Origin of the sequence: Rhodococcus jostii NBRC 16295, assembly GCF_001894825.1 — a bacterium.
GTDB lineage: Bacteria > Actinomycetota > Actinomycetes > Mycobacteriales > Mycobacteriaceae > Rhodococcus_F > Rhodococcus_F jostii.
Map to the genome: position 1 here is coordinate 13,830 of NZ_BCWY01000071.1, position 26,274 is coordinate 40,103.

Here is a 26,274-nt window from a genome sequence, read left to right on the forward strand (position 1 = left end):
TCCTGGCCGCGGACTTCTAAATGGCAGTCGCGGCCTCGAGCCCGTCGAGGACGGCCTCTTCGACGGTGCGCGGAGCGAGGCAGTCACCGACTCCGGTGAACGGGATACCGGTGGATTCGACCTCGGCGAGCAGGGCGTCGTTCTGCTGGTGACCGAGGGCGAGGACGAGTCCGTCGATGCCGTCGAGGATGATCGGTTCGCCGGTCAGGGTGTTGACCAGGTAGACGGTGTCGTCGTCGGCCCCGAACAGGCGCGTGTGCGGGATGACACGTACCTTCGCCTCGGTGGCGGCACGCAGCATCGCGATTCGGGTGTACTGCTGCAGGTTCTCACCGGCCGCGTAGCCGTTGACGCACAGGGTCACCTTGCGCCCCTCGCGGGCGAGCATTTCCGCGACTCCGAGCCCGGTCCAGTCCCCTCGCCAGTCCGCCACGACGATCTCACCCTTGGGGGTGTTGCCGCCGGCCGAGCCGATCACATCCCACGCCTCGAGCACCGGCATGTCCCCGTCCAGCTCGAGCGGCGGCCGATACGGGGTGGCGCCGGTCGCGATGATGACATGGTCGGGACGTTCCGCGGTGATCATCGCCGCATCGACCTCGGCGCGGGTTTTGACAATGACCCCGTAGCGGTCGAGTTCGGACTGCAGATTGGTTGCGGCGCCGCCGAACTCGGACCGGCCGGGAAGCCGCTCGGCCAGCAATACCTGCCCGCCGACCCGGCCGCTTGCCTCGTACAGGGTGACCCGGTGACCGCGCTGGGCGGCGACCACGGCCGCCTTCATCCCGGCGGGCCCGCCGCCGACGACCATGACGTCCTTCGGCTTCGGGGTGATCACCAGGGTGCCGAATTCGCGTTCGCGTCCGGTCTCCGGTCGCTGGATACAGGAGATCGGGTAGCCGGCCTGGAAGTGACCGATGCACGCCTGGTTGCAGCCGATGCAGGCCCGGATGTCGTCCGGCCGCTCGGCCTGCGCCTTGGCCGGCATGTCCGGGTCGCAGATCAGGGCGCGGGTCATCGCGCAGGCGTCGGCCTGTCCCTTGTCGATGACGATTTCGGCTTCCTGCGGTTGGTTGATCCGCCCGGCGACGAGCACCGGAATCGACACCGCGGCCTTGATGTTCGCCGCGGCGGGTGCGGTGTAGGCAGCCTCCTCGCTCATCGGCGGAACGATGTGCAACGACCCGGACCGGCTGGCGGACGTGCCCTCGGTGATGTTCAGGTAGTCCAGCGACCCGACTGCGTCGAGCCGGCGGCACACCTCCACGATGTCGGTGGGCTCCTGCTCCTCCTCCGGGGAGGAGTGCTCGATGCCGGACACGCGGACGCCGACCGCGAACCCCGGTCCGACGGCCTCGCGGACGGCCGAGATGATCTCGCGCAGGAACCGCATCCGATTGTCGAGGTCGCCGCCGTACTTGTCGGTGCGCAGGTTCAGTTCGGGGTTGAGGAACTGGGCGGGCAGGTAGCCGTGGCTGGCCACGATCTCGACGCCGTCGAGTCCGGCCTGCTGGAGACGGCGCGCCCCTGCCGCGTATCCGGCCACGACCTCGGCGATCATCGCCTGGGACATCGGCCGGGGCATGACCCGGAATCGTTCGTTCGGGACGGCCGACGGGGCATACGCGACCGGAAGCGCACCGTCCTGGGATTCCATGATTTCCCGGCCCGGATGGAACACCTGACCGAACACGGCGCATCCGTGCTCGTGAGCGGCGTCGGCGACGCGCCGGTATCCCTCGATGCAGCTGTCGTCGGTGGCCATGAGCACGTGGTAGGTGTACCGCGCGGTCTCGTGGATACCGGCGACCTGCATGATGATCAGCCCGGCGCCGCCGGCTGCCCGGGCGCGGTGGTATTCGACGAGCTGGTCGGTGACCGCGCCGTCGTGCACCATCACGGTGTCGTGACCGGAGGAGAAGATCCGGTTCTTCAGGGTGACGTCACCGACCTGCAAGGGGGAGAACAGGTTCGGAAAGAGGGTGTCAGACATGGAATCCCAGTTCTGTACTGGTGGTGGAAAGGTCGGGGTGTCTGCCAGCAGCTAGCTGGCGTCGGTGTCGGTGAGGATTCGCTGGGCACCGGCGACGGCGACGGCGTCCGCTTCGAAGAGCATGCCCTCGACGAGGAACGAGTTCTGTACCGCGGTCACCGCCGGCCAGGGGCTGGTGAAGAATTCGGCGCGGACCTTCTTGAACGTCTCGAAGTCGTCGCGGTTGCCCAGGTAGGCGGTCAGCTTGACCACCGACGACATCGAGGCGCCGTGCTGGTGCAGGATCTTTTCGATGTTGCGGAACACCTGACGTGCCTGGGCCTCGAAGCCGCCCTCGACGAGGTTTCCGGCGTCGTCGTAGCCGGCCTGACCGGACGTGAACACCAGGTCTCCGGCCTTGGCGCCCTGGCTGTACTGGGCGGACTGTGCCCAGGTGAAGGGGGCGGGGCGCGTTTCGACGATGTTCTCGGTGGTCGTCATGGTGATCCTTTCGGTAGACGTCCCGGGAGTCCGGGACCGCATTGGCGTCGCACTCGCCGGCTGACGAGGTGAAACGCTATGGCATGGATCACCGAGAAGTAACCGTACTGTTGGATAAACTCACACTGATGCTCTATCCATCCGTACACATCTCTGGCCTCATTGCCCCGGAAATGCGGGATGCGCGGGAAGTGCTGAGCCGGCAGGGCGGGTTCCTTGACTTCAAGTACTTCAAGTTTTTACGTTGGATGGAGTGAATGCACGAACCTTCCCCCCGCATACCTACTCGATCAACGAAGCGGCCGCATTGACCGGTCTTCCGGCGAGCACGCTTCGTTACTACGAGTCGATCGGTGTGATCGCGCCGGTGAGCCGCGGGGAGAGCAGCAAGCATCGGGTGTACACCGAGGATGACCTGGACCAGCTCATCTGGGTTGCGTGCTTGGCCGCCACCGGCATGTCGGTGAGCGACATGCGGCAGTACGTGGCGAATGGGCAATTAGGTTCCTCGGCTGCATCGGAGCAGATCGAACTGCTCACGGTGCAGCAGGAGCGGCTGGCAGTCGAGGCTGACCAGATCGCGCTGCGCAGACGATTTGTCCAGCTGAAAATCGACTACTGGCAGGCGGTCGAGGTGGGCGACAGCGCTCGAGCCGAGTTGCTCTCGACCGAGGCGCGCACCCTGGCCGACGAACTCAAGCGCGTGAAGAAGCGGTAACTCACCGCGCCCGCCCGCGGACCGATGAGGTCCGCAGGTGAGGCGCGCCCACATCAGGGCAATGCACGAAGCAATACCCGAACCAGACCAGACCTCTTATATTCGAGAGCCAGGAGAGCAGTAATGCGTGGAGTTGTGATGTACACCGCCGGTGACGTTCGGGTCGAGGAGCGAGACGATCCGACGATCATCGAACCGACGGATGCGGTGATCCGGTTGACCGCGACCTGCATCTGTGGGTCGGACCTGTGGCCTTTCCGCGGCGTGGAGCCCGCCGATCACTCGGTGATGGGGCATGAGTATGTCGGTGTCGTCGAGGAGATCGGCAACCAGGTGACGACGATGAAACCCGGTGACTTCGTCGTCGGGTCCTTCGTCGTCTCCGACAACACCTGCGAGATCTGCCGGGCCGGTTTTCAGTCCAAGTGCGTGCACGCCGAGTTCGTCGCCCAGATCGGAACCCAGGCCGAAAAGGCTCGCATCCCTTTCGCTGACGGCACACTCGTGGTGACCCCCGGACAACCGGACGAGGACTTGATCCCGTCGCTGCTGGCGGCCTCGGACGTTCTCGGGACGGGCTGGTTCGCCGCCGACGCGGCGCAGGCCGGGCCCGGCAAAACTGTCGCAGTCGTCGGCGACGGCGCCGTCGGCCTGATGGCCATCCTCGCGTCCAAGCAGCTCGGCGCGGAGCGGATCATTGCGATGTCCCGTCACCCCGACCGGCAGAAACTCGCCCTGTACTACGGCGCTACCGACATCGTCGAGGAACGGGGGGACGAGGGCGTTGCGAAGATCAAGGAGCTCACCGGTGGTCTCGGTGCGCACTCCGTCGTCGAGGCGGTCGGCACCCAGGAGTCGTTCATGCAGGCCGTCGGCGCCACCCGCGGCGGCGGACATCTCGGGTATGTCGGCGTCAACTACGACGTCAAGATTCCGGGCATCGAGCTGTTCTTCGCCGGCATCCATACACTCGGCGGACCCGCACCGGTGCGTCGCTTCCTTCCCGATCTGATTCAGCTGATCTGGGACCGGAAGATCGAGCCGGGCAAGGTTTTCGACCTGATCCTTCCGTTGGAGGAGGCGGCCGAGGGCTACAAGGCGATGGATGAGCGCCGCGCCATCAAGGTCATGCTGACGCTCTGAACGAACAACGGAAGCGGGCCCACCCCTCCCGGAACCCCAGCACCCGGACGTCGAGTCGTCAGCCTGCGGCTGCCGGTACGCCGCTGTGGGGACGTGTCGTAGGTCCTGTTCAAGTCCGTGGCCGTGGGATCGGTTCACAGGATCAGGGTCGGAGGGGCGCGGCCCGCAGGCGGGGTAGCCGCTGCGGTTGTCGGTGCGGTGGCGACAGCTTTGCAGCACTCCGGTGTGGAAATGCTTGTGCACAAAGGCTTCCCGACACTCGAGTGTACTGCGGTTGCGGTAGTGATCGACCAAGCCGAACCGGATCAGGACGCTATCGCCGGGGCTTATCTCGGTGTCCCGGTGGTGCAGGTTCAACCCGGATCCCATTCGCCGCGTCCCGGGCTGAACATGTTGCGCCCCATCATGTGAGCAGCGGTCTTCGAGTGCACGATCTCTGCTTGTCGGCCCCCCGCCCGGGTGCGTCTGAGACACTGACTGCGGAGTGATGGTGACGGGACTACGAGGGGGACCGCGACAGTATGGTGAGGATCGAGAGACACTTGCAGTCGAGGCAGCGCGGAGACGCGACGTTCACATGGCGTAGTCGATTCGCGGCTCTCGCCGTCGGCCTCGCCACCGTCGCGGTGGGGGCCGCCACACCCCTCGCCACCGCGCAACCGGCTCCGACCGGCGACCTTCGCTGGGAGTCCTGCCCGGCCGAATACGAGCTCGATCCGGCGTCCGATCAGTGCGCCTCGGTCACCGTTCCCCGCAACTATGCAGACCCCGCAGCCGGCACGATCGACGTGCTCGTTACGCGGCACCGCGCCGAGGATCCGGGCTCGCGCCGAGGCGTGCTGTTCACCAATCCCGGTGGGCCCGGCGGAGACGCGATCGGCTCGAACAGCATGTTCGCCGACATCCTGCCCGACGCGGTCAGCGCACAATGGGACCTGATCGGTGTCCAACCGCGCGGGCTCCCGGGCGCCGGCGCCGTCGAGTGCACATTGAATCCTGAGCAGACGACGGCGCTGGGCCTCGGCTTCGGCGGTGCCGCAACGCGGAGCGCCTGCGAGTCCGCGGCACCGGGCACCACGGCGCACCTGACGACGGAGAACACCGCGAGAGACTGGGAGCAGGTCCGGCTCGCACTCGGCGAGGACGTCATCGACATCTACGGCCTGTCCTACGGCACGATCCTCGGATCCACGTACGCGACGCTGTTCCCACAGCACACCGGCCGTATGGTCCTCGATTCCGCGGTAGACCAACATTGGCTGTGGAACGACGTGTTGTGGCAGCAGAACGACGGCTACAAGAGACGCTTCTACGACCTCATGGACTGGCTCGCCGCCAACGACGACACGTACGGGCTCGGTGACACGCCGCTGAAGGTCTACCAGCGGTGGTCGGACCGGATCGTTCAGGAGGCCGGCGGCAACCCGACGCTCGCGCCGCCACCCGCCCAGGTCGGGGACGTACCGCCCGGACTGGAAGCCCTCGCGGACGCCTATCGCCGCGGGGTCGATCTCACCGGACCGGCACGCGTCCAGTTCGAGGCCTTCGTCCGCAGCCTCGGCGATCCGTCGCACACCCAGATGTCGTCGAGCATCTACGTGCTGACGCGGCAGATGCTTCCCGCCCGGAACAACTGGCCGCTCCTGGCCCGGATGATCCGCGACGGAGTCGACGCGATTCCCGAAGGCGCCGGGCTGAACGACCTGTCGGAGCAGGAGTTGGAACGAATTGCCCAGTCCCAGATGATGCAGTCACTCGTCCTCTGCAACGAGAACAGTGTCGCTGACCGCCCGGACCGCATCCCCGGGTGGCTCTTCTCCACCTTCGTCACCGGCGATCTCTTCGAGCTCATCGGGTACGGCTACAGCGCCGGGACCTTCTGTGCCGGTGCGCCGCCCGTTGCCGCGCTGCCCACGTTGAGCAACACGGGGCTGGCGACGGCGCCGCTCGTCCTGCAGGGGATGCGCGACCCGCAGACTCCCTATCAGGGCGGCGTGAAGCTCGCCCACGACATGGGTGCGAACCTGGTCACCGTCGAGGGCGGAGATCACGGCGCCGGAATCCAGGGTGGCAACGCCGTCGTCGACCAGGCGGTCACCGAGTACCTCGAGAGCGGGCACACCACCGTCACGCACGCCCCCGAGGCGCCGATCACCGCACCGCTCTAAAGGCGCGGCACCTCTCCGTCGAGTGAGGGCGCGTTTCACCCCGGACGGGCGAGGCGCGGCGCGCCTGATCAGGCCTACGTTCGAGATTCGGCCGGTCATGCACTCGGCCGTGACTCCGGCGGCTGCACAGACGCGCAACGCCCGGGCCCGCTCTCACGAAGGGATTGGCCATGATCGCAATCGGTGTGGTTCTCATCGTCATCGGCTTGATCGTCAAGATCTCGTCCCTGTGGATCGCAGGCCTCATCGTCGGCGTCATCGGCCTCGTCCTCCTGCTCTTCGGACTTCGTGGTCGCAAGGTCGGCGGGCGGCAGTACTGGTACTGACCGCGCGTTGGGCTGACGCCCCTGTGAGTACTTGTTAACCGCGGGCGGTTAACAAGTACTCACTGGGCGGCTAGTGAGCGCCTAGGTAGGACTAGGCGAATGCCCGGGTTCTAGCCAGGGACCCTCGACCACACTGAGCGGAAGGGAGGCGGGAGCGCCGGCCCGTCATCCACAGCGACACCCTGGCGAAAGGACACTCGTGCCGTTCGACACAACTGCACCATCCGCACGAGATTTCAGGGACTGGCCGCGTCGTGCCGCGTGCCGCGGCGCCGAGACGTCGATGTTCTTCTCACCCGAGGGAGAACGCGGTCATGCTCGCGACCGTCGCGAGGCGCAGGCCCGGCGGATCTGCCAGGCCTGCCCCGTCCTCGAACCGTGCCGACGTCACGCCCTGACTTCGGGTGAGCCCTACGGTGTCTGGGGCGGTCTGACCGAATCCGACCGCAGGAAGAACGCCCACCGGAGCCGGTTCGGTGAGCGCCGATCGCTCACCTGACCGTGTTCGGCACTCCGGCGGGCAGCAGATCGCGACTGGCCGGACATCGCCTGGCGGGCGGTCTCGACCACGCCGATTATATTTGAGCTGTGGTTATGTCCAAGCGCGCCGAGACGTCTCTGCTGACCGACCAGGTCTACGAGATGATCCACGAGTCGATCATGAACGGCGATCTGCCTGCCGGTTCACGCTTGCGTATCCGCGACATCGCTGCACAGGTCGGAACCAGTGTCATGCCGGTGCGCGAGGCCATCCGGCGGCTCGAGGAAGCCGGACTGGCCGAACGGTCACCGCACAAGGGGGCGGTGGTCAAGGGCCTGACCCTCGCCGAGCTGGTGCATGTCTACGACGTGCGCCGGTTGCTCGAGGTGGAGGCCGCCCGGCTCGGTGCCGCGCGGATCAGCCCCGGCGACAGCGCACGCATGCGGGACGAGTTCGAGCTGATGCGGGCCGCCATCGACGAGCGCCGGGTCGTGGCCTACCTCGATCACGACGAGGCGCTGCTGAGCATTCTGTACGAGGCCTCCGAGAACCCCGTGCTGGTCAACACCATTCGCACGCTGTGGCAGCAGTGCCGGGCCTACAAGATCGTCGGCGCCGAGGGCACCATCGATACCACCGACGACGATTCGTTGTGGATCTTCCAGCAGCGTCTCGTCGAGGCCGCCCGTGACCACGACGCCGCTGCCGCCGCCGCAGTCAACAACGAATCGCTCATCAACGCCACCGAGCGGATCAAAGTGCAGCTCGCCGCTCAGGACGCCGGCTAGAGGCCCCTCCCCTACTGGTCGCGGGGCCGCATGCTGGCGTGGCTGGCAGACTCCCGGCAGGACTGATTCTTCGCCCGACATGCCGGTGCTACACGGCGTGCGCAGCGGACTTCTGGGTGTCGAGGGACGAGCATTCGCTGAGCGAGAGGCCGCGGGTTTCCGGTGCCCACAGGTAGGAGATGACGGCGCCGAACAGGGTGATGACTGCGGCGATCAGCATGGTGATACCGATGCCGAGGCCGGTCAGTGAAAGGGGCACGAGGTAGGTGCCGATGGCGGCGCCGATTCAGCTGAGCGAGGCCGCCAGACCCAGAAGCGCTGGTCGCGGCGCGACGAATCCACCGTCGCGGCGCGACTAGCACGCACCGTGATGGGTACTCCTTCCGTACCGATCCACCTCGCCGGAGGAGGGACCATGACAACCGACAACCAGGGCGACCGAACCGACGTCGACAAGGCGTTACTCGGCCACGCCACCTACCGCAGCCTGGGCGAACAGCGACTCTCTCCTGCGGAGGAGCGATTCGAGAAGGGTCGCCGCACGATCGGTCTGTTTCTCGCGCCGCTGATCACGATCGGATTCCTCGCCCTGCCCCTCGACATACCGCCGAACCAGCAGACGCTGGCCGGCGTCCTGCTCGGCGTCATCGTGCTGTGGGTCACCGAGGCGGTGCCGATCCCGATCGCCGGACTTCTCGGCGTGGCCGTCGTGGTGTTTCTGGGGGTGGCTCCGGCCGACGAAGTCCTCGCGGCGTTCGGGTCGTCGACGACCTTCACGTTCATCGGCGCGTTCATCCTCGCTCAGGCGATGCTGAAGCACGGCGTGGCGCGACGGTTCGCGTTCCGGATCCTCACCATGCCGCGTGTCGGCCAGTCCACCACCGGAGTGATCGTCGCGTTCGGCGTCATCACCTGCGGGCTCTCGGCCTTCGTGTCCAACACCGCGACGGTGGCCATGCTGCTGCCCACGGCCCTCGGCATCCTCGGTGTCATCGCCAAGTTGATGCAGCGCCGCGGAGTCGTCGCACCGGACTTCGACCCGTTGCGCCTCCGAGTCGGCGCCGCGATCATGCTGATGCTCGCGTACGGCGCGAGCGTGGGCGGACTGCTGACGCCGGTCGGGAGCCCACCCAACCTCATCGGCCGCGGGCTCATCGAAGAGGCCACCGGAGAGCGGATCAGCTTCGGGCAGTGGATGGCGATGGCCGTCCCGATCTGCCTGCTGATGTTCATCGCGCTCTCCATCATCCTGCTGCGCCTCAACAAGCCGGAGATCAGTCGGATCGAAGGCGTCGCCGACTACCTGGCGGAGCAGCGTGCGGAAATGGGTCCGCTGTCGCGGGCCGAGAAGAACACGCTCATCGCGTTCGGAGTCACGGTGACGCTGTGGATCCTGCCCGGCGTGGTCGCGGTGTTCGCCGGCAACGACTCCGATCTCTACGCCACGATCAGCGACCGGCTCGACGAGGGCATGGTCGCGGTCTTCGGGGCGGCGTTGCTCTACTTGCTGCCGACCGACTGGGAGAATCGCGAGTTCACGCTGACCTGGCGAGACGCAGCGCAGATCGACTGGGGCACGATCGTCCTCTTCGGCAGCGGCATCATCTTCGGCTCACTGCTCGCCGACACCGGCCTTGCCGAGACGATCGGCACCTCCGTCGCGGATTCACTCGGCCTGACGAGCGTCGTCGCCATCACGGTCTTCGCCGTGCTCCTGGCCATCGCCGTGTCGGAGACGACGAGCAACACGGCGTCCGCGGCGGTGGTGGTGCCGATCGTGATCCCGGTGGCGGTGGCGGCCGGCGTCAACCCCTTCGTGCCTGCGCTCGCCGCGACGTTCGCCGCATCGTTCGGATTCATGCTGCCGGTCTCGACGCCGCAGAACGCCGTCGTCTACGGCTCCGGAGCCGTCCGGATCACCACGATGATCCGCAGCGGAATCACGTTCGACATCATCGGTGCGATTCTGATCATCGTCTTCCTGCCACTGATGATCGCCGTCGTCGGCCTCGGCTCGGGGTGATCGGATCACCCGCCGAGGGTGGTCGCCTCCACCCCTTGGGGGACTATTCGAATATCGGGACGGTGACGGACTCTGAGGGACGGAAATTCTCGAACCAACGGAGAGAGAACCCTTCTCGACCGAAAGGAACCCGTCGCCATGCTCAGCATCCCCGGCCCCACCATCCCCGACGTCCACGAACACGGACCGCCGGGCGTGCCCGAAACCGTACCCGTCCGGAAGCCTGTGCGCCATCACTGGACCATCACCCGGATATTCATGTACCTTGCGCTCGCGGCCCTGCCGTTGCTGGCGATCTCGGCGCAGGTGTTCGAAATCGTACCGATGAATACCACTGGCGCACTGGTGATCATCCCGCTGGCGGTCACCCTCGCCGTGTTGTGCGTGTTCGCTCCGCACCCGGTCGACCGCATCGTCGGCCTCGGACTCGGCTGGGGAATGTTCGCGTGCCTGGCCTACGACGCCTTCCGCCTCGATACCGTCTACCTGCTCGGCCTGTGGGGCGATTTCATCCCGAAGATGGGCACCTGGCTCCACTCGGGAACCGACACCCGGACCGGTGCGATCGTCGGCTACGTGTGGCGGTACTTCGGCGACGGCGGTGGAATAGGAATCGGATCCTTCATCCTCGCCCTTGCCATCGGGATCCAGCATCTGTCCCGCCGCGCAATACTTCTCGCCTTCGTCGGCTTCGCGGTGTTCCCCGTGTGGTCCGGGCTCATCGCCACCGTTGCCCTGTCACCGAACGGGCAGCAGGAGATGTTTCCGCTCACACCGACGACGCTCACACTTTCGCTGATCGGGCATCTGATCTTCGGCCTCGTCCTCGGCCTCGGCTTCCTCCGTGCACGGCGCAGCCTCGGACAGCACTGGCCCTGGCCTCCGCTGCTCCCCGCAGCGCGGACGGCGGGCCGCGGCCTCCGACCGGCCGGAGATACCGAACGGTAGCGTCCTCGGTGCGCCCGCGTGGAAGTCGCGCGGGCGCACCATTCGGACCCCCTCGGCTGATCTGGACCTCAGAGGTGCTCACGAACTGGCACTGTGCTCCTCACCGCACCCTCCATACAGTGTTGTGCATCACATCAACAGTTCAGTTCGCGGTGGACCGTCTCTCACCTCTCCGCCGGCACTGTTCTCCGTTCCAACCGCCGACGATTCGACCACGGATCGCGATGGCGACCTGACGATTCCGGTCAGCGCACAGTGGAGGAAAACGTGACTTCAACACCACCCCCGGCCCAATCCGAGGACTCCGGTCTCGGAAAGGGCCTGAAGAAGCGGCACATGAATCTGATCGCCCTGGGCGGCGTGATCGGCGCCGGATTGTTCGTCGGCAGCGGTGTCGTCATCGAAAGCGCAGGCCCTGCGGCGATCGTGTCGTTTCTGATCGCGGGGGTCATCACGCTCCTGATCATGCGGATGCTGGCGGAGATGGCGGTGGCCAGGCCGGTCGTCGGATCGTTCTACGTGTACGCCCGGGAAGCGCTCGGCAATCGCGCCGGATTCTCGGTCGGATGGATGTACTGGTACTTCTTCGTCATCGTCGTCGCCGTCGAGGCCATCGCCGGCGGTCGCATCCTTCAGCTCTATCTGCCGTCGGCGCCGCTGTGGACTCTCAGCCTCGGCCTTCTCGTGATCCTGACCTGCACCAATCTGGTGTCGGCGCGTTCGTTCGGCGAGTTCGAATACTGGTTCTCGTCGATCAAGGTGATCGCGATCGTGCTCTTCCTCGGATTGGGTGCACTCTGGATCACCGGACTGTGGCCGGATTCGACCCCGGGGGTGGCGAACCTCGTCAGTCACGGCGGTTTCGCTCCGCTCGGCTGGGGTGCGGTGCTCGCCGCGGTGGTTCCCTGCGTGGCCTTCTTCACCGGCGCCGAGATCGTGACCATCGCTGCCGCCGAGTCCGCCGAACCCAAGAAGGCGGTCGCCCGGGCGATGCGCTCCATCGTGGTCCGGATCATCACCTTCTACGTCGGTTCCATCTTCGTGGTCGTCGCCGTGGTTCCGTGGAGCACGGAGGCGGTGGGCGTCAGCCCCTACGCGGCAGCCCTCTCGGCGCTGCACATTCCCGGGGTGGCCACGATCATGAACGTCGTCATCCTCACCGCGGTGCTGTCCTGCCTGAACTCGGCGCTGTACACGTCCTCGCGGATGCTCTTCGCCCTCACCCGGAACGGCGACGCCCCGCACATGTTCACCCGGCTGTCCGGTGGTGGCGTCCCGCGGCGGGCGATCCTCGCCGGGACGGTCATCGGATACGCATCGGTGATCGCGGCGTTCGTCTCCCCGGATCTCGTGTTCTCGTTCCTGGTCAACTCGTACGGCGCCGTGGCGCTCTTCGTGTACCTCATGATCGCCATCTCCCAGGTCGCGCTGCGCAGGAAACTGGAGGCGAAGGATCCGGAGTCCCTCGGTCTGAAGATGTGGCTGTTCCCCTGGCTCAGCTACGCGACCATCGCGTTGATGGGCGCGGTGATCGTGGCGATGGCCGTGCTGCCCACCACCCGTTCACAGTTCTGGCTGAGTGTCGTGACGCTGGCGTTCATTCTCATCGGTTACGAGTTCCGCCGACGCGGCCGGACCCATGCCGAACGCCTCGACACCGTCGCGGCGCCCGCAGTGTCGCCGGCCGAGGAGGCCGAAGCGGAGCAACTGGTCGGACTCGCGCCGCGCGAGCAACACTGACGTACACCCGACGCAGATGAGGGCGGGGACCGCAGAGGCGGTCCCCGCCCTTCTTCGTGCTTCCCCCGACATGGCTTTTCCGCCACGACCCGGCGAATATCGGGGCACACTTGCAGGAGACCTCGGCGGAGGAGGACACCGTGTTCCACCGCGGAGACGACACCGTCACCGAAGAACACTCGCTGGACGAGTCCCTGCTCGTCGAGCCCGAATCCCGGCGCCGGCCGTGGCGGGAATTCCTCGTCTCGACCCCGGGACGCCTGTCCGTGCTGGGGATCGCGCTCGTGGCCGCCGCACTGGTGACCGGGGCCGTCACGTCGGCGGCGATCGGCGCCCGGCAGCAGCGCATCGAGACGCTGCGGACCCACACCGAACCCCTGACCTATGCGGCCGAGCGGCTCTACAGCTCACTGTCGATCGCCGACGCGGCCGCCGCCACGTCGTTCATCTCGGGCGGCGTCGAGTCGAACGCCGTGCGCAATCGGTACAACCAGGCCATCGGGGACGCATCGAACGCGCTGGTCACCGCGTCGAACGGCGTCGCCTCGACGGATGCCGCCGCACTCGCACTGCTCTCCGAGGTGTCGAGGAACCTCTCCGAATACACCACCCTCATCGCGACGGCACGAGCGAACAACCGGTCCGGCAACCCCGTCGGCGTCGCGTACCTCAGCGACGCGTCCACGCTGATGCAGGACACGATCCTGCCCGCCGCCGAACGTCTCTACTCGGAGCAGTCGGGGTCCGTCGCCGACACCCAGGTACTCACCGGCCGGATCCCGCGGGCGGCATTCGCCGTCGCCGTGGCTCTTCTCGTCGCGCTCGTCCTCGCGCAGGTGTATCTGGCGCGCAAGAGCAAACGACGCGTCAACCCAGGTCTGGTTCTCGCCTCCCTCCTCGCCGCGACCCTCCTTGTCTGGCTGGCCGTGGCCACGCTGGTCTCCACGGCTGCGATCGATCGGGCGAGAACCGAAGGGGCGCAACCACTCGGCACGATCACCCAAGCACGAATCCTCGCCCAGCAAGCCCGGGCAGACGAGACACTCGCGCTGCTGCAGCGCGGCTCCGACGAACAGTCCGAGATCGACTACGTCCGGCGCTCCGGCACGCTGGCCGACGTCCTCGCGCAGCTTCAGGGCGGTTCCCACGGCCAGGGAGCCGAACAATCGATCGACAGGGCCGTGACGGCACGCGACGACTGGCGGCACGCACACGAGATGCTGCAGCAGAGGCTGGAGGTGGGGGACTACCCGGGGGCGACAGCCATCGCGGTCGGGCCCGGAGGCGCGGCGTCCACCGCCACGTTCGCGGCGCTCGACGAGGCGTTGCAGGACGGCATCGACAGTTTCCGTGGCGAGGAGGTCGACGGAATGACCGACGCGTATCGCTCGTTGTCGCAGCTCGCGGTCGGTAGCATGGTTATCGGCGTCCTCTGCGGGTTCGCCGTCGGTGGGGGGATCTGGCCCAGACTGAACGAGTACCACTGATGACGCGGCTGAGGCTACCGAGACTGCGGAGACGCTCGCGCGTCCTCCTGTTCGCGGCCGCGGTGCCGGCTGTCCTCGTCGGCGGGTGCGCCACCCCGCAACCCCTCACTCCCACCGTCAGCGGCGACTATTCCGAACTCCCGCTGTCGGGGGGTGCCGAGATCCTGCTGCCGACGGGCGAGGTTCCCGACGAGCCGCCCACACCGGAGTCCTGCGGGGCGCTCGCGAGTCTCCGCCCCGGCACCGCGCCGGTCGCGCCGGCGGCGGGCAGCGCGCTGGCCGAGATCACCGCCCGCGGCCGGCTCGTCGTCGGCATCGATCAGAACACCAACCTCTTCAGCTTCCGGGATCCGACCACCGGCATGCTGATGGGGTTCGACGTCGACGTCGCGCGGGAGATGGCGCGGGACCTGTTCGGCGACCCGTCCAAGGTCGAGTTCCGACTCCTCACGTTCGGCGACCGCTTCGAGGCACTGGAGAACGGCGACGTGGATCTCGTGGTCAAGGGCACGTCGATCACCTGCGCCCGAACCGAGCGGGTCGCGTTCTCCACCGTCTACTTCCAGGCCTACCAGCGTCTGCTGGTGCCGAAGGGTTCCGACATCTCCGGTCCGGAGTATCTGGCGGGCGCACGCGTCTGCACCGCCGTCGACACCACGTCCCTCGACACCGTGCGACGCGTCCAGCCCGAGGCCACGATCGTCGCGGTACCCGATTGGGACGACTGCCTCGTGGCCCTGCAACAGGGTCAGGCCGACGCCGCCAGCACCGACGACTCCATCCTCGCCGGTCTGGCCGCCCAGGACCCGAACCTGGAGATCGTCGGGCCGCCGCTGGAGTCGGAACCGTATGGCATCGGCGTCAACAAGAACCACGACGACCTGGTTCGTTTCGTGAACGGCACGCTGGATCGGATGCGCGCGGACGGAACCTGGACGAGGCTGTACGACACCTGGCTGACGGTCCTCGGCCCGGCCGACGGACCACCGACCCCTACGTACCGGGATTGAGGTGTCAGCGACGTGAGCGACGAGACCAGGCGAACACCGATGGACGACCCGGAATCCACCCGGGGTGTGCGGTTCGATCCCTTCGCGGACGACGACGAGACGCCCTCGTCGCGCACGGTGCCGGACGCCGTCCACACCTCCGACCTGTCGATGCTGCTGACCAATCCCGTTCTGGCGGAGCACAAACGCTACTGCGACCGGTGCAAGCGCCCGGTCGGGCGTTCCACCGCCGCGCGCCCCGGTGACACGGAGGGGGTGTGCACCCACTGCGGCACCGTCTTCTCCTTCGCCCCGCAACTGGAGGCGGGCGAGCTGGTCGCGGGTCAGTACGAGGTCCTGGGATGCCTCGCGCACGGCGGAGTCGGCTGGATCTACCTCGCGCTCGACCACAACGTCAGTGATCGCTGGGTGGTGCTCAAGGGGCTGCTGCACTCGGGCGACCCCGTGGCCCAGGAAGTCGCGCTCGCGGAGCGCCGGTTCCTCGCCGAGGTGACGCACCCGAGCATCGTGAAGATCTACAACTTCGTCGAACACCCGGGAATCGACGGCAATCCCGTCGGCTACATCGTCATGGAGTACGTCCGGGGCAGAACCTTGCGCGACGTGCTCACCGAGCTGAAGAACGAGGCCGAACCCGACGAACCGAAGCCGATGCTGCCGGTGGAGCACGCCATCCGCTACCTCCTCGAGGTCACGCCCGCGCTCGGCTACCTTCACTCGATGGGGCTGGTGTACAACGACCTCAAGCCCGAGAACATCATGATCGGCGACGACTACGACCAGCTCAAGCTCATCGACATGGGCGCGGTCGCGCGGATCGGGGACCACGGATACATCTACGGCACACAGGGTTACCAAGCCCCCGAGATCGCCACCACCGGGCCGACCGTCGCCTCCGACATCTACACCGTCGGGCGGACGCTCGCCGTGCTGACGCTCGACATGCCGACTGCCGGAGGGTGTTACGTCGACGGCCTGCCGACGCCCGAAGAGGCGCCGCTGCTGGCCGAGTACGAGTTCTACCATCGCCTGTTGCTCCGGGCCACCCACACCGATCCGGCTCGGCGGTTCCACTCGGCCGAGGAGATGTCGACGCAACTCGACGGCGTCCTGCGCGAGGTGCGCGCCCAGCAGACCGGGAGTCCCTACCCGGGACTGTCGCATCGCTTCAGCCCGCAGCGCACGACGTTCGGGACCGACCTCACGATCAGTCGCACCGACGTCTACGTCGACGGTCACCGCCGGGACGAGTGCATCAGCGCGATGAGTATCGTTCGGGCACTGCCGATCCCGCTTGTGGATCCGGACGATCCGGCCGCCCCGCTACTGTCCGTCGTCCACAGCAGGCCGCGGGAGCTCCTCGATTCGCTGCACCGGGCGCGGGAGGCGGCCGACAACGATGCGGCGACCTCGAGCATCGAGATCCCGCTCGCCGAGGTACGCGCGCACCTCGATCTCGGGCAACCGCGCGACGCCGCAACCATTCTCGAGTCCCTCGATCACGAACGGGAAGACACGTGGCGCGTCGACTGGCACACCGGGCTGTGCGCGCTCGTCGGCGGCGACTTCGAGGCGGCCTTCGCCCGTTTCGATTCCGTGCTGAGCGCGTTGCCGGGTGAGGAGGCCCCGAAGCTGGCCCTCGCGGCGACCGCCGAGATGTGGTGCGAGTACCGGGCGGGCGAACGCGTCGAGCAGTGGCGGCAGACCGCCGAGAAGTACTACCGCACGGTGTGGCGCACCGACCACGGCGCGGTCAGTGCCGCGTTCGGGCTGGCGCGGCAACTCGAGCACCGCGACGACCGGGCGCACGCGGTGGAGGCGCTCGACGAGGTGCCGCCCACGTCACGGCACTACGCCGAGGCCCGGTTGACGAGTGTGCTGATGCTCGTCCATGATCGGCCGCTCGCCGAGGTGAGCGAACAGGACCTGCAGGAGGCGGCCCGGAGAGTCGAACTGCTCGCCCACGACGAGCGCCGCGCACTCCAGACCCGGGTGCTCGTCCTCGGTGTGGCCGTGGACTGGCTGCACGCGGGCGGCACCCCGGAGACCTCGCGCATTCTGAGCGTTCCGTTCACCGAGCGTGGCCTGCGTACCGGTGCGGAATCGGCGTTGCGGGCCCTCGCCCGCAAGGCCCCCGAGCGCCGGCATCGGTACACGCTGGTGGATCTCGCGAACCTGATCCGGCCGACCACCTGGTTGTAGCCCGAGCAGCGGAATTGCCGTCACCGTCCGGCGAATCCGATCTGCTCCCGACCCCAGCGCGCATTCCACGCCAGCACCTGCAGCCGGTCGCTCAAAGCATCACGGCTCCTTACTGTTTCGGCCAGCTGAGCCATGAGTTCGATGATGCGGCGTCGAGAGTCCTCCAATTCCGATGCCAACCGCTCTGCCTCCCTCGACCTCGCGGTGCGTGTTCTGGTTGCGACACTGGTGTTCATCTCAGGCTCCGATCGTGAACAACTCGGCCCCACCGGGGCTCGTCTCACTGACAACTCTGGACCGTCTGGTACGGGTCCAGAAGATCCAGATGGACGGCGCTACGGGGGTCCAATCTGGACCTATGACGTAGCGCACAAGTGGTTCTGTCCGTCCCGCAGGTTTCGACCGTATGGTTCGGGTGCTCGCACAAATCTCGTTCGGAGGTACCGATGCGCATCACCGTCAATGGCGAAGTCCACGATCTGCCCGACCCGTGCCTCGTCGAGGAACTCATGGTCCGGCTCGAGCTTCCCGATCGGGGAGTCGCGCTCGCGGTGAACGGCACCATGCTGCCCCGCTCACAGTGGACGACGTCGGTCGAGGACGGCTGGACCGTCGAGGTGCTCACGGCGGTGCAGGGTGGATGAGTTCCGCTCCGACCCACTCACGATCGCGGGCCGCAACTTCTCGTCGCGTCTGATCACGGGCACCGGCGGCGCAGCAAACCTGTCGGTGCTGGAAGAGGCGCTGATCGCCTCGGGCACCGAACTGACGACGGTGGCGATGCGCCGAGTGGATGCCGCGGGCAGAACCGGGCTGCTCGAACTGCTGGATCGGCTGGGCATCGCGTTGCTGCCGAACACGGCCGGCTGCCGAGGTGCCGCGGAGGCCGTGCTCACCGCTCACCTCGCCCGCGAGGCTCTCGGCACCAACTGGGTCAAACTCGAAGTGATCGCCGACGAGCGCACACTTCTCCCCGACGGGATCGAACTCGTCTCGGCAGCAGAACAACTCGTCGACGACGGATTCGTCGTGCTGCCATACACCAACGACGACCCGGTGCTCGCGCAGCGCCTCGTCGACGCCGGGTGCGCCGCCGTGATGCCACTCGGTTCGCCGATCGGCACCGGGCTCGGCATCTCCAACCCCCGCAACATCGAGATGATCGTCGCGCGCACCGACATCCCGGTCATTCTCGACGCCGGCATCGGCACCGCGAGCGATGCGGCACTGGCAATGGAACTCGGCTGCGACGCCGTACTGCTCGCCTCAGCGGTGACGCGGGCGTCGGACCCTCCGCTCATGGCGGCGGCCATGGCCGGGGCGGTCACTGCCGGACGCCGCGCCCGGATGGCGGGGCGCATACCGAAACGGTTCTGGGCGCAGGCGTCGTCGCCGGTCGCGGTCTGACTATCTCTTCACGAGTGCGCGCAGTGCGTCGATGATCTCCACGGGCGCTTCCTCCGCCATGAAGTGACCTGCCGTCAGGGTGTCGTGCACGAGGTCGGTGGCCCAGGCCCGCCAGAGTCCGGCGGCGTCGTAGCCGAGCATGGTTCCCCAGTCCTGCTGGATCACCGTGACGGGCATCTGCAGGCGGTTGCCGGCAGCGCGGTCCGCCCGGTCGTGGTCGACGTCGATGCCGGCGGACGCGCGGTAGTCGGCGACGATCGACGGCACCGCCTCCCGCGACGCCCGCAGGTACTCGGCGCGCACCTCCGCGGGGATGGCCTCCGGGTTCCGGGTCCAGGCGTCGAGAAAGTGCCCGAAGAAGGCGTCCGCGCTGGCGGCGATCATCTGTTCCGGCAGCCCGGGCGGCTGCGCCATCAGGTAGAGGTGGAACGCGACCGCGGCGTTCGCGCCGTGCAGGATGTCCCACATGTCGAGGGTGGGCAGCGCGTCCAGCGAGGCGAGGTGGGTGACCGCCCCGGGGTGGTCGAGGCCCGCCCGAATGGCGACCAGCGCGCCGCGGTCGTGCCCGGCCAGCGCGAACCGCTCGTGCCCCAGTTCCTTCGCCAGGGCGACCACGTCGGCGGCCATGGTCCGCTTCGAATAGACGTCGCCATCCTTCTCGGCCGGTTTGTCGCTCGCACCGTATCCGCGGAGGTCCGGGCAGATGACGGTGTGGTCGGCGGCCAGGTCTACGGCGACGTGCCGCCACATCAGGTGGGTCTGGGGGAAGCCGTGCAGCAGGACGATCGGGCTGCCGGAACCGCCCACCGCGACGTTCAGTTCCACGTCGTCGGCGACGGTCACGCGCTGGTAGTCGAATCCGGGAATCACGGGGGTCATGGGTGGTCCTTTCGAGGTCGGGATGATGCGGTCCAGTCTCGAGGAGGTCGATGAGCATCCGATGAGCGCTATACCGTGGCGGGGTGACTCCTACGTTCGGTGTGCTCGGCCCGGTGGTCGCGTGGGACGAGTCGGGAGACCTCGTCGATCTGAAGGGTCCGCGGCACCGGGCGGTGCTCGCCCGCCTGATCGTCGCGCGGGGACGGGTCGTTCCGGTGAGCCTCGTCGTCGACGACCTGTGGATCGACCCGCCGGCCGGAGCCAAGGGCGCCGTCCGGACCTTCGTCTCGGCACTGCAGCGGGCGCTCGATCCGCAGCGCGCGGCCCGTTCGGCGGCGAGGCTGCTCGTCACCGAGGGTCCCGGGTACGCGCTCCGCGCCGCCCCGGAGTCCGTGGACGCGTGGCGGTTCGAGCGCGCGGTCGCGGCGGCGGCGACGGCGGCACCGACGCGGGCGCTCGCGCTGCTGGAGGAATCCCTCGGCTGGTGGCGGGGCCCGGCGTACGCGGAGTTCGCGGAGGAGTCGTGGGCCCGCGCCGAGGGGGCGCGCCTCGAGGAGCTACGACTCTCCGCGGTGGAGCGGCGGGCAGAGGCGCGGCTGGCCCTCGGACGCGCCGCCGAGGCGGTACCGGACCTCGATGCCCATGTGGCCGAACATCCTTGGAGGGAAGGGGCGTGGCGGCTGCTGGCGCTGGCCCTCTACCGGTCCGGGCGTCAGGGCGATGCGCTGGCCGTGTTGCGCCGGGCGCGTGAGCTTCTCGCCGAAAAGCTGGGAATCGACCCGACCGCGCAGCTGACGGCCCTCGAAACCGACATCCTGCGCCGCGACGGCCGGCTCGAACTCGACCCCGGCCGGATGTGGGAACGGGCGGCCGCCGCCTACGACCGCACCGTGGCGTCCGGCGCCCGGGCGAGACTCGAATCCACGGTCGGGTTGCTCCGGAGCCTCGCGGTGGCCGGCGGCAGCGGTCTCGAGGAGGCTCGGGAGCAACGGCTCGCGACGATCACTGCGGCCGAACAACTGGGCGACCCCGAGCTCACCGCCCGCGTGATCGGAAACTTCGACGTCCCCGGCATCTGGACCCGCTCCGACGACCCGGAGCAGGCCGCCCTCGTCGTCGCGGCGGCCGAACGCGTCCTCGCACAGCTTCCCCCCGGCGACCACGACACCGCCCGCGCCCGGTTGCTGGCCACGATCGCACTGGAATCCCGCGGAACCCGCGGCGACCGCGGGTTGCAGGCCGCCCGTGAATCGGAGGAGATCGCCCGCGCGCTCGACGACCCGGCGCTGCTCGCGTCCGCGCTGAACGGCGTCTTCATGCACACCTTCTACCGTTCGGGCCTCGCGCCCGAGCGGGACGCGATCGGCCGGCAACTGATCACCCTGTCGGCTCGGCACGGGTTCGTGAACTTCGAGGTGCTCGGGCATCTCGTTCGCCTCCAGGCGCTCGGTGCGCTCGGGGACTTCATCGGCGCCGACGAGCACGCTGCCGCAGCGGATGCGCTGGCCGCACGGCACGAGCGACCATTGGTGACCGTGTTCACCACGTGGTACCGGGCGATGCGTGCCGCGGCGACGGGTGCGTCCGACGCGGAGGCCGAGGCGGGCTACCGCGCCGCGGCGAAGCTGCTCGCCGGCAGCGGTATGCCCGGTCTCGAACGCGGAATCCTCCCGCTCGCGCTGCTGTGCCTGCGGGTGTCACGGGACCGGCCGGCGACGTTCGACGCCGACACCGACACCGACACCGACTGGGGACCGTACGAACCCTGGGCGCGGCCCCACCTACTGCTGGCGAACGGCCGCCCGGACGAGGCGGCGGTCGCCCTGCGGCGGGCACCCGATCCGCCGCGCGATCTCCTCGGCGAAGCCTTGTGGAGCCTGATCGCGCATGCGGCGTCCGCCGTCGGGGACCACGGCCTGCTGGAGCGCGCCCGGGCCGAATTGGCGCCTGCGGCAGGGGAAATCGCGGGGGCGGGGAGCGGGATGCTCACGGTGGGCCTTCGGCCCGTGCGAGCAGGTCGTCGGCGGACCACGTGTTCACGACGCTGTCGGCCTCGACTCCGCACCGCATCGCCCGTTCGCACCCGTACCCCTGCCAGGCGAGTTGTCCGGGGGCGTGCGCGTCGGTGTCGATCGAGAACAGGCACCCCAGATCGATGGCCAGATCGATGAGGCGGCTCGGCGGGTCGCGGCGCTCGGGGCGGCTGTTGATCTCCACGGCGGTGCCGTTGTCGCGGCAGGCGGTGAACACCTTCTCCGCGTCGAACGTCGACTCCGGCCGGGTCCCGCGTCCGCCTTCGACGAGGCGCCCGGTGCAGTGCCCCAGCACGTCGACCCGCGGGTTCTCGACGGCCTTGACCATCCGACGGGTCATTGCCCCGCGCTCGGCCCGCAACTTGGAGTGCACGCTGGCGACGACGATGTCGAGTTCGTCGAGCAGATCCGGATCCTGGTCGAGCGAACCGTCGTCGAGGATGTCGACCTCGATCCCGGTGAGGATGCGGAACGGCGCGAGTTCCTCGTTCAGCTCGGCGATCACGTCCAGCTGAGACCGCAGACGCTCCGCGGACAGCCCGTTCGCGACCGTCAGCCGCGGGGAATGATCTGTCAGAGCGCAGTATTCGTGGCCGATGGCCGCCGCGCTGCGCATCATCTCGTCGATGGGACTGCCCCCGTCGGACCAGTCCGAATGCGTGTGCAGGTCACCCTTGAGGGCCTGCCGCAGCGCACCGCCACCGATCGGCTCCGCGTTCTCCCGCAGTTCCGTGAGATACACCGGCACCCCGTCGAGAGCCTCCCGGATCACCGTCGCCGTCTTCGGTCCGATCCCCGGCAGATCCTTCCAGCTGTCGGTGCGCCGACGGACGTCCCGCTGATCCTCCGACAGTTCGGCCACCACATCGGCCGCCCGCCGGTACGCCTTCACGCGATGCGTCTCCGCCCGCGACCGTTCGAGCCAGAACGCTGTCTCGCGCAGGGCCTGCACCGGGTCCATCGGGCTGTCGGCGTCCATGACTCCAGTGTTGCGCCCACCCGGACGTCACCGCAACGCTTCGCGCGCCCCGTCCCGGACCGCGGTGGTGAGCGCCGCGAGAATGGGCGAATCCAGCTTCCACCGCTGCCAGTACAGCGGGACGTCGACGGGGCGGGCCGGGTCGAGTTCGACGAGCCCGTGGGCGTCGCCGGTGTGCAACTCCGGCAGCAGCCCCCAGCCCAGTCCGTAGCGGACGGCGTCGGAGAACGCCGAAGACCCGGGGACGAAATGCCTCGGCGGCTGCAGCCGGCGCCGCGTGAAACCGCGCAGGAACCGGGACTGCAGTTCGTCCTTGCGGTCGAAGTCGAGCATCGGGGCCACCGCGAGGGCGTCCGCCGTGGGGCCGTCGGGTAGCCAGCGGTCGGCGAAGTCCCGGCTGCACAGCGCGCGGTACCGCATCGACCCCAGTTTCTCGACGGTGCAGCCCTGGACCGCCTCCGGAACAGAGGTCACCGCGGCCATCACCGTGCCCTCCCGCAGCAGGGTGGTCGAGTGGAATTCGTCTTCCCGATGCAGGTCGAACAGCGCCCGATGTTCCGGCGCCAGCCGGGCGAGGGCCGGAATCATCCACGTGGACAGTGAATCCGCGTTGACGACCAGCGACAGCGTGCTCGTCGTCGCCTCCTCGGGGTTGAGGGACGACATGGCCTCGCGCTCGAGATGCGCCATCTGTCGGGCGAGCGTGAGCACGACGTGCCCGGACTCGGTGGCCCGGACCGGCTTGGCCCGCTGCACCAGGACGCGTCCCACCTGCTGCTCGAGCGCCTTGATCCGCTGGCTCACCGCGGACGGCGTGATGTGCAGGACGCGCGCGGCGGCGTCGAAGGTGCCCTCGTCGATCACGGCGGCGAACGTGCGCAGGGCAGCCAGGTCCAGATCCATATGAAGCAATGCTAATGGCAATGAAGGATAATTAGCTGGATTGATGATCGTCCGGTTCGTAGCGTGGTTCTCATGCACCTCACCCCTGGCCTGCTCACGGCGGCCGCCGGCTTCGGCACCGGACTGTCGCTGATCGTCGCGATCGGCGCGCAGAACGCGTTCGTCCTGCGGCAGGGGATCGTGCGACGACACGTCCTTCCGGTGGTCGTGCTGTGCGCGGTCTCGGACGTGGTGCTCATCGCCGTCGGGATCAGCGGGATCGCGGCCGTCCTCGCGCACGCCCCGACCGCCATCACCGTGATTCGCTGGGCCGGAGCGGCATTCCTCGTCTGCTACGCCGTGTTCGCGGCTCGTCGCGCCCTCCGTCCCGGCGCCCTCGATGCCACGCAGGAAGTCGGGTCGGCGACCCTCGCGACGTCGGTGCTCACCTGCCTCGCACTCACCTGGCTCAACCCGCACGTCTACCTCGACACGGTGCTGATGCTCGGTTCGGTGGCCAACAACCAGGGCGAATCGGGACGGTGGGTGTTCGGTCTCGGCGCCGCCACCGCAAGCGTCGCCTGGTTCCTCACGCTCGGATACGGTGCCCAGTTCCTGCACCGCGTCTTCGCCCGTCCCGGCGCGTGGCGCGTGCTCGACGCCGGCATCGCCGCACTGATGCTCACCCTCGGCATCACCCTCGTCGCCGGCTAATACCCCCAGTCAACATTTGGTTGACAAGATCCTGGTTGTCAACAAATACTTGACACATGTCGGATGCCGCGCTCACCCAGCTGCTGTCGGACGCCATTTCCCAGGCGGACCCCGAGATCGACGGGGCGCTCGACCACGACCCGGCCGCCTACCTGGCCCTCGTCCGGCTCACCTCGCAGGCCCGGGAGTCGGTCGACGAACTGCTGGTCTCCGCCATCGCGGCCGCCCGGTCCGCCGGACACAGCTGGGACACGATCGGCGCCGCCCTCGGCATGTCGCGGCAAGCGGCGCAACAACGGTTCGGCAAGCGGATCGGCGACGCGCCCGAGGCAGACCCGGAGGGCCGCACCCGCCAACTCACCCCGCTCACCGCCTTCAACGAGATGCGCATCCTCAACCACGCCGGCTCGTACGGCTGGCACTCCGTCGGCTTCGGCACCCTCTTCCACACCGTCCGCAAGTCCGAGGAGCAGTGGGAGCACACCCGCGTGTCAGCGTTGGCGAGCCGCCAGAAACTCGAGGCCGACGGCTGGCAGAAGGTCGGGACGCTGTGGTTCCCGTGGGCATATTTCAAGCGCCCGTTGGGCATTCCCGCACTCCCCGAACCGGTGAGCGGCGACTACCTGATGGTACCGTGATGGACGCCGTCGCACGATTCGCGGCCGCCCGGGTCGCGCGGCTCGCCACCGTCGGGTCGGACGGCGTGCCCCACCTGGTTCCCCTCGTCTTCGCGCTCGACACCGACACGATCTACTCCTGCGTCGACCACAAACCGAAGCGCACCACGGCATTACGCCGTCTGAGGAACATCTCCGCCAACCCCGCCGTCACACTGCTCGTGGATCACTACGACGAGAACTGGGACCACCTGTGGTGGGTCCGCGTCGACGGCCGGGCCGAGATCCTCGAACCCGGCTCCGCCGAGGGCACCACCGCCATCGACGTTCTCGCCGCGAAGTATCCGCAGTACGTCGAGCGGCGCCCCGACGGGCCCGTCGTCGCCATCCGCGACCTGTCCTGGCACCACTGGTATGCCTTCGGCCTGTGAGTACTTAACAACCGCCCGCGGTTAACAAGTACTCACGGGGCGCTAGCCTCGACGGCATGCCCACAGCCCTGATCACCGGTGCGAGCCGTGGCCTCGGAGCCGCTGTCGCCCGCGAACTCGCACCGACCCACGACCTCCTGCTCGGCGCCCGGTCGGCGGGTTCGCTGGACGGCATCCTCGCGGAGCTGCCCTCCGCGGCGCCGTGGCCCGTCGACCTGACCGACTACGACGCGGTGGCGGCGGCGTGCGCCCCAATCGATCGACTCGACGTCCTCGTCCACAACGCCGGCGTCGCCGACCTCGCGACAGTCGGGGAGTCGACCGTCGAACAGTGGCGGCACACGCTCGAGGCGAACGTGATCGCGGTGGCCGAACTGACCCGACTGCTGCTGCCCGCCCTGCGCGCCGCCGGCGGCCACGTCGTCCTGATCAACTCGGGTGCGGGGATCCGCGCGAACGCCGGCTGGGCGTCGTATGCGGCGAGCAAGTTCGCCCTGCGGGCGTTCGGGGACGCGCTGCGCCTCGAGGAGCCGTTACTGCGCGTCACGTCAATTCACCCCGGGCGGATCGACACCGATATGCAGCGCGCGATCGTGGCCGGCGAGGGCGACGAGTACCGGCCGGAGAAATATCTGCAGCCGTCGACCGTCGCGAAAGCCGTGCTCAACGCCGTGGAGACACCCCGCGATGCGCACCCCACAGAAGTCGTGCTGCGGGTGCGCTGACAGCGAAGAAACCTGCGTGAGATAGATCACAGATTGATCTCACAGAAAGGCTTTAAGCTGCTCACAATTAGTCGCCCTACAGTTCTTCTCATCAGCAGAG

At 68.0% G+C, this 26,274-nt stretch carries 24 protein-coding genes and 2 pseudogenes; 19 read left to right on the forward strand and 7 right to left on the reverse strand.

Annotated features, from left to right (window positions below; translation table 11 throughout):
- Positions 1–16: 16 nt before the first annotated feature.
- Positions 17–1,993: an oxidoreductase gene (locus RJ1_RS32830; RefSeq protein WP_073366647.1), complete on the reverse strand. Its 1,977-nt coding sequence runs from the start codon at positions 1,991–1,993 to the stop codon at positions 17–19.
- A 51-nt stretch (positions 1,994–2,044) separates the two neighbouring features.
- Entirely contained in the window at positions 2,045–2,473 is a 429-nt protein-coding gene (locus tag RJ1_RS32835; protein ID WP_073366648.1) for a RidA family protein, read from the reverse strand.
- Positions 2,474–2,726: 253 nt separating this feature from the next.
- Between RJ1_RS32835 and RJ1_RS32840 the strand changes: the two genes are divergently transcribed.
- The 6 genes from RJ1_RS32840 (at position 2,727) to RJ1_RS32860 (ending at position 8,097) form a co-directional block, all read left to right on the forward strand.
- Positions 2,727–3,191, forward strand: coding sequence for a MerR family transcriptional regulator (locus RJ1_RS32840; RefSeq protein WP_073366649.1), 465 nt, complete (start codon positions 2,727–2,729; stop codon positions 3,189–3,191).
- 123 nt (positions 3,192–3,314) lie between these two features.
- On the forward strand, positions 3,315–4,334 hold the full coding sequence (locus tag RJ1_RS32845) for a zinc-dependent alcohol dehydrogenase family protein (RefSeq protein ID WP_205415371.1): 1,020 nt from the start codon (positions 3,315–3,317) through the stop codon (positions 4,332–4,334).
- Positions 4,335–4,855: 521 nt separating this feature from the next.
- Positions 4,856–6,502, forward strand: a complete 1,647-nt coding sequence (locus RJ1_RS32850) for an alpha/beta fold hydrolase (RefSeq protein WP_073366651.1) — start codon at positions 4,856–4,858, stop codon at positions 6,500–6,502.
- A gap of 170 nt (positions 6,503–6,672) precedes the next feature.
- Positions 6,673–6,828 (forward strand): DUF4337 domain-containing protein, encoded by a 156-nt coding sequence (locus RJ1_RS46255; RefSeq protein ID WP_141467581.1) that lies wholly within the window; start codon positions 6,673–6,675, stop codon positions 6,826–6,828.
- Positions 6,829–7,027: 199 nt separating this feature from the next.
- Complete coding sequence (locus RJ1_RS46260; RefSeq protein WP_073366652.1) at positions 7,028–7,327, forward strand: WhiB family transcriptional regulator; 300 nt, start codon at positions 7,028–7,030, stop codon at positions 7,325–7,327.
- A 95-nt stretch (positions 7,328–7,422) separates the two neighbouring features.
- On the forward strand, positions 7,423–8,097 hold the full coding sequence (locus RJ1_RS32860) for a GntR family transcriptional regulator (protein WP_073366653.1): 675 nt from the start codon (positions 7,423–7,425) through the stop codon (positions 8,095–8,097).
- An 88-nt stretch (positions 8,098–8,185) separates the two neighbouring features.
- Here the strand turns inward: RJ1_RS32860 and RJ1_RS32865 are convergent.
- Positions 8,186–8,407 (reverse strand): annotated as a pseudogene (locus RJ1_RS32865) (MFS transporter); the annotation flags it as partial.
- A 105-nt stretch (positions 8,408–8,512) separates the two neighbouring features.
- On the opposite strand from RJ1_RS32865, the gene RJ1_RS32870 reads away from it, so the two are divergent.
- The 6 genes from RJ1_RS32870 to RJ1_RS32895 all read left to right on the forward strand — a co-directional run bounded on the left by RJ1_RS32870 (position 8,513) and on the right by RJ1_RS32895 (position 17,507).
- On the forward strand, positions 8,513–10,120 hold the full coding sequence (locus RJ1_RS32870) for an SLC13 family permease (protein ID WP_073366654.1): 1,608 nt from the start codon (positions 8,513–8,515) through the stop codon (positions 10,118–10,120).
- Positions 10,121–10,258: 138 nt separating this feature from the next.
- Complete coding sequence (locus RJ1_RS32875) at positions 10,259–11,068, forward strand: hypothetical protein (protein ID WP_073366655.1); 810 nt, start codon at positions 10,259–10,261, stop codon at positions 11,066–11,068.
- 336 nt (positions 11,069–11,404) lie between these two features.
- Positions 11,405–12,808 (forward strand): amino acid permease, encoded by a 1,404-nt coding sequence (locus tag RJ1_RS32880; RefSeq protein WP_240320025.1) that lies wholly within the window; start codon positions 11,405–11,407, stop codon positions 12,806–12,808.
- A gap of 110 nt (positions 12,809–12,918) precedes the next feature.
- Positions 12,919–14,295, forward strand: coding sequence for a GlnX family signal transduction membrane protein (locus RJ1_RS32885; RefSeq protein ID WP_174695047.1), 1,377 nt, complete (start codon positions 12,919–12,921; stop codon positions 14,293–14,295).
- Positions 14,295–15,305 (forward strand): glutamate ABC transporter substrate-binding protein, encoded by a 1,011-nt coding sequence (locus RJ1_RS32890; protein ID WP_073366657.1) that lies wholly within the window; start codon positions 14,295–14,297, stop codon positions 15,303–15,305. Before RJ1_RS32885 ends, RJ1_RS32890 begins: the two co-directional genes overlap by 1 nt.
- 39 nt (positions 15,306–15,344) lie before the next feature.
- Complete coding sequence (locus RJ1_RS32895) at positions 15,345–17,507, forward strand: serine/threonine-protein kinase (RefSeq protein WP_073366658.1); 2,163 nt, start codon at positions 15,345–15,347, stop codon at positions 17,505–17,507.
- A gap of 20 nt (positions 17,508–17,527) precedes the next feature.
- On the opposite strand, the gene RJ1_RS32900 is transcribed toward RJ1_RS32895, so the two are convergent.
- A complete protein-coding gene (locus RJ1_RS32900) occupies positions 17,528–17,686 on the reverse strand; it encodes a hypothetical protein (RefSeq protein ID WP_240319864.1) in 159 nt (52 codons plus the stop codon).
- Positions 17,687–17,953: 267 nt separating this feature from the next.
- Here RJ1_RS32900 and thiS point away from each other — a divergent pair, with 267 nt between their 5' ends.
- Both thiS and RJ1_RS32910 read left to right on the forward strand, forming a co-directional pair.
- Entirely contained in the window at positions 17,954–18,151 is a 198-nt protein-coding gene (gene thiS / locus RJ1_RS32905; RefSeq protein WP_073366660.1) for a sulfur carrier protein ThiS, read from the forward strand.
- Positions 18,144–18,914: a thiazole synthase gene (locus tag RJ1_RS32910; protein ID WP_073366661.1), complete on the forward strand. Its 771-nt coding sequence runs from the start codon at positions 18,144–18,146 to the stop codon at positions 18,912–18,914. The genes thiS and RJ1_RS32910 overlap by 8 nt, the downstream gene beginning before the upstream one ends.
- On the opposite strand, the gene RJ1_RS32915 is transcribed toward RJ1_RS32910, so the two are convergent.
- Positions 18,915–19,793 carry an alpha/beta fold hydrolase gene (locus tag RJ1_RS32915; RefSeq protein WP_073366662.1) on the reverse strand — a complete coding sequence of 293 codons (879 nt, stop codon included), beginning with the start codon at positions 19,791–19,793 and terminating at the stop codon, positions 18,915–18,917.
- Between the two features lie 392 nt (positions 19,794–20,185).
- On the opposite strand from RJ1_RS32915, the pseudogene RJ1_RS48110 reads away from it, so the two are divergent.
- Positions 20,186–20,599, forward strand: a pseudogene (locus RJ1_RS48110) (AfsR/SARP family transcriptional regulator); the annotation flags it as partial.
- Between the two features lie 1,180 nt (positions 20,600–21,779).
- Here RJ1_RS48110 and RJ1_RS32925 read toward each other — a convergent pair.
- Entirely contained in the window at positions 21,780–22,787 is a 1,008-nt protein-coding gene (locus RJ1_RS32925) for a PHP domain-containing protein (RefSeq protein WP_073366680.1), read from the reverse strand.
- Positions 22,788–22,832: 45 nt separating this feature from the next.
- Positions 22,833–23,708 carry a LysR family transcriptional regulator ArgP gene (locus RJ1_RS32930; RefSeq protein WP_073366663.1) on the reverse strand — a complete coding sequence of 292 codons (876 nt, stop codon included), beginning with the start codon at positions 23,706–23,708 and terminating at the stop codon, positions 22,833–22,835.
- Between the two features lie 72 nt (positions 23,709–23,780).
- Between RJ1_RS32930 and RJ1_RS32935 the strand changes: the two genes are divergently transcribed.
- Genes RJ1_RS32935 through RJ1_RS32950 form a run of 4 tightly spaced genes read left to right on the forward strand, consistent with a single transcriptional unit; the run spans position 23,781 to position 26,174 of the window.
- On the forward strand, positions 23,781–24,401 hold the full coding sequence (locus tag RJ1_RS32935; protein WP_174695048.1) for a LysE/ArgO family amino acid transporter: 621 nt from the start codon (positions 23,781–23,783) through the stop codon (positions 24,399–24,401).
- 56 nt (positions 24,402–24,457) lie between these two features.
- Positions 24,458–25,039 (forward strand): hypothetical protein, encoded by a 582-nt coding sequence (locus RJ1_RS32940; protein ID WP_073366665.1) that lies wholly within the window; start codon positions 24,458–24,460, stop codon positions 25,037–25,039.
- Positions 25,039–25,449 carry a TIGR03668 family PPOX class F420-dependent oxidoreductase gene (locus tag RJ1_RS32945; protein WP_073366666.1) on the forward strand — a complete coding sequence of 137 codons (411 nt, stop codon included), beginning with the start codon at positions 25,039–25,041 and terminating at the stop codon, positions 25,447–25,449. The genes RJ1_RS32940 and RJ1_RS32945 overlap by 1 nt, the downstream gene beginning before the upstream one ends.
- 56 nt (positions 25,450–25,505) lie before the next feature.
- Entirely contained in the window at positions 25,506–26,174 is a 669-nt protein-coding gene (locus RJ1_RS32950) for an SDR family oxidoreductase (RefSeq protein ID WP_073366667.1), read from the forward strand.
- Positions 26,175–26,274 lie beyond the last annotated feature (100 nt).

Excerpts from the sequence above, each read along its gene's own strand:
- RJ1_RS32830 (WP_073366647.1), bottom strand. The coding sequence starts at position 1,993 with ATGTCTGACACCCTCTTTCCGAACCTGTTCTCCCCCTTGCAGGTCGGT.
- RJ1_RS32835 (WP_073366648.1), bottom strand. The coding sequence starts at position 2,473 with ATGACGACCACCGAGAACATCGTCGAAACGCGCCCCGCCCCCTTCACC.
- RJ1_RS32845 (WP_205415371.1), top strand. The coding sequence starts at position 3,315 with ATGCGTGGAGTTGTGATGTACACCGCCGGTGACGTTCGGGTCGAGGAG.
- RJ1_RS32850 (WP_073366651.1), top strand. The coding sequence starts at position 4,856 with ATGGTGAGGATCGAGAGACACTTGCAGTCGAGGCAGCGCGGAGACGCG.
- RJ1_RS46255 (WP_141467581.1), top strand. The coding sequence starts at position 6,673 with ATGATCGCAATCGGTGTGGTTCTCATCGTCATCGGCTTGATCGTCAAG.
- RJ1_RS32860 (WP_073366653.1), top strand. The coding sequence starts at position 7,423 with ATGTCCAAGCGCGCCGAGACGTCTCTGCTGACCGACCAGGTCTACGAG.
- RJ1_RS32870 (WP_073366654.1), top strand. The coding sequence starts at position 8,513 with ATGACAACCGACAACCAGGGCGACCGAACCGACGTCGACAAGGCGTTA.
- RJ1_RS32875 (WP_073366655.1), top strand. The coding sequence starts at position 10,259 with ATGCTCAGCATCCCCGGCCCCACCATCCCCGACGTCCACGAACACGGA.
- RJ1_RS32880 (WP_240320025.1), top strand. The coding sequence starts at position 11,405 with ATGAATCTGATCGCCCTGGGCGGCGTGATCGGCGCCGGATTGTTCGTC.
- RJ1_RS32890 (WP_073366657.1), top strand. The coding sequence starts at position 14,295 with ATGACGCGGCTGAGGCTACCGAGACTGCGGAGACGCTCGCGCGTCCTC.
- RJ1_RS32895 (WP_073366658.1), top strand. The coding sequence starts at position 15,345 with ATGGACGACCCGGAATCCACCCGGGGTGTGCGGTTCGATCCCTTCGCG.
- thiS (WP_073366660.1), top strand. The coding sequence starts at position 17,954 with ATGCGCATCACCGTCAATGGCGAAGTCCACGATCTGCCCGACCCGTGC.
- RJ1_RS32915 (WP_073366662.1), bottom strand. The coding sequence starts at position 19,793 with ATGACCCCCGTGATTCCCGGATTCGACTACCAGCGCGTGACCGTCGCC.
- RJ1_RS32925 (WP_073366680.1), bottom strand. The coding sequence starts at position 22,787 with ATGGACCCGGTGCAGGCCCTGCGCGAGACAGCGTTCTGGCTCGAACGG.
- RJ1_RS32930 (WP_073366663.1), bottom strand. The coding sequence starts at position 23,708 with ATGGATCTGGACCTGGCTGCCCTGCGCACGTTCGCCGCCGTGATCGAC.
- RJ1_RS32935 (WP_174695048.1), top strand. The coding sequence starts at position 23,781 with ATGCACCTCACCCCTGGCCTGCTCACGGCGGCCGCCGGCTTCGGCACC.
- RJ1_RS32940 (WP_073366665.1), top strand. The coding sequence starts at position 24,458 with ATGTCGGATGCCGCGCTCACCCAGCTGCTGTCGGACGCCATTTCCCAG.
- RJ1_RS32945 (WP_073366666.1), top strand. The coding sequence starts at position 25,039 with ATGGACGCCGTCGCACGATTCGCGGCCGCCCGGGTCGCGCGGCTCGCC.
- RJ1_RS32950 (WP_073366667.1), top strand. The coding sequence starts at position 25,506 with ATGCCCACAGCCCTGATCACCGGTGCGAGCCGTGGCCTCGGAGCCGCT.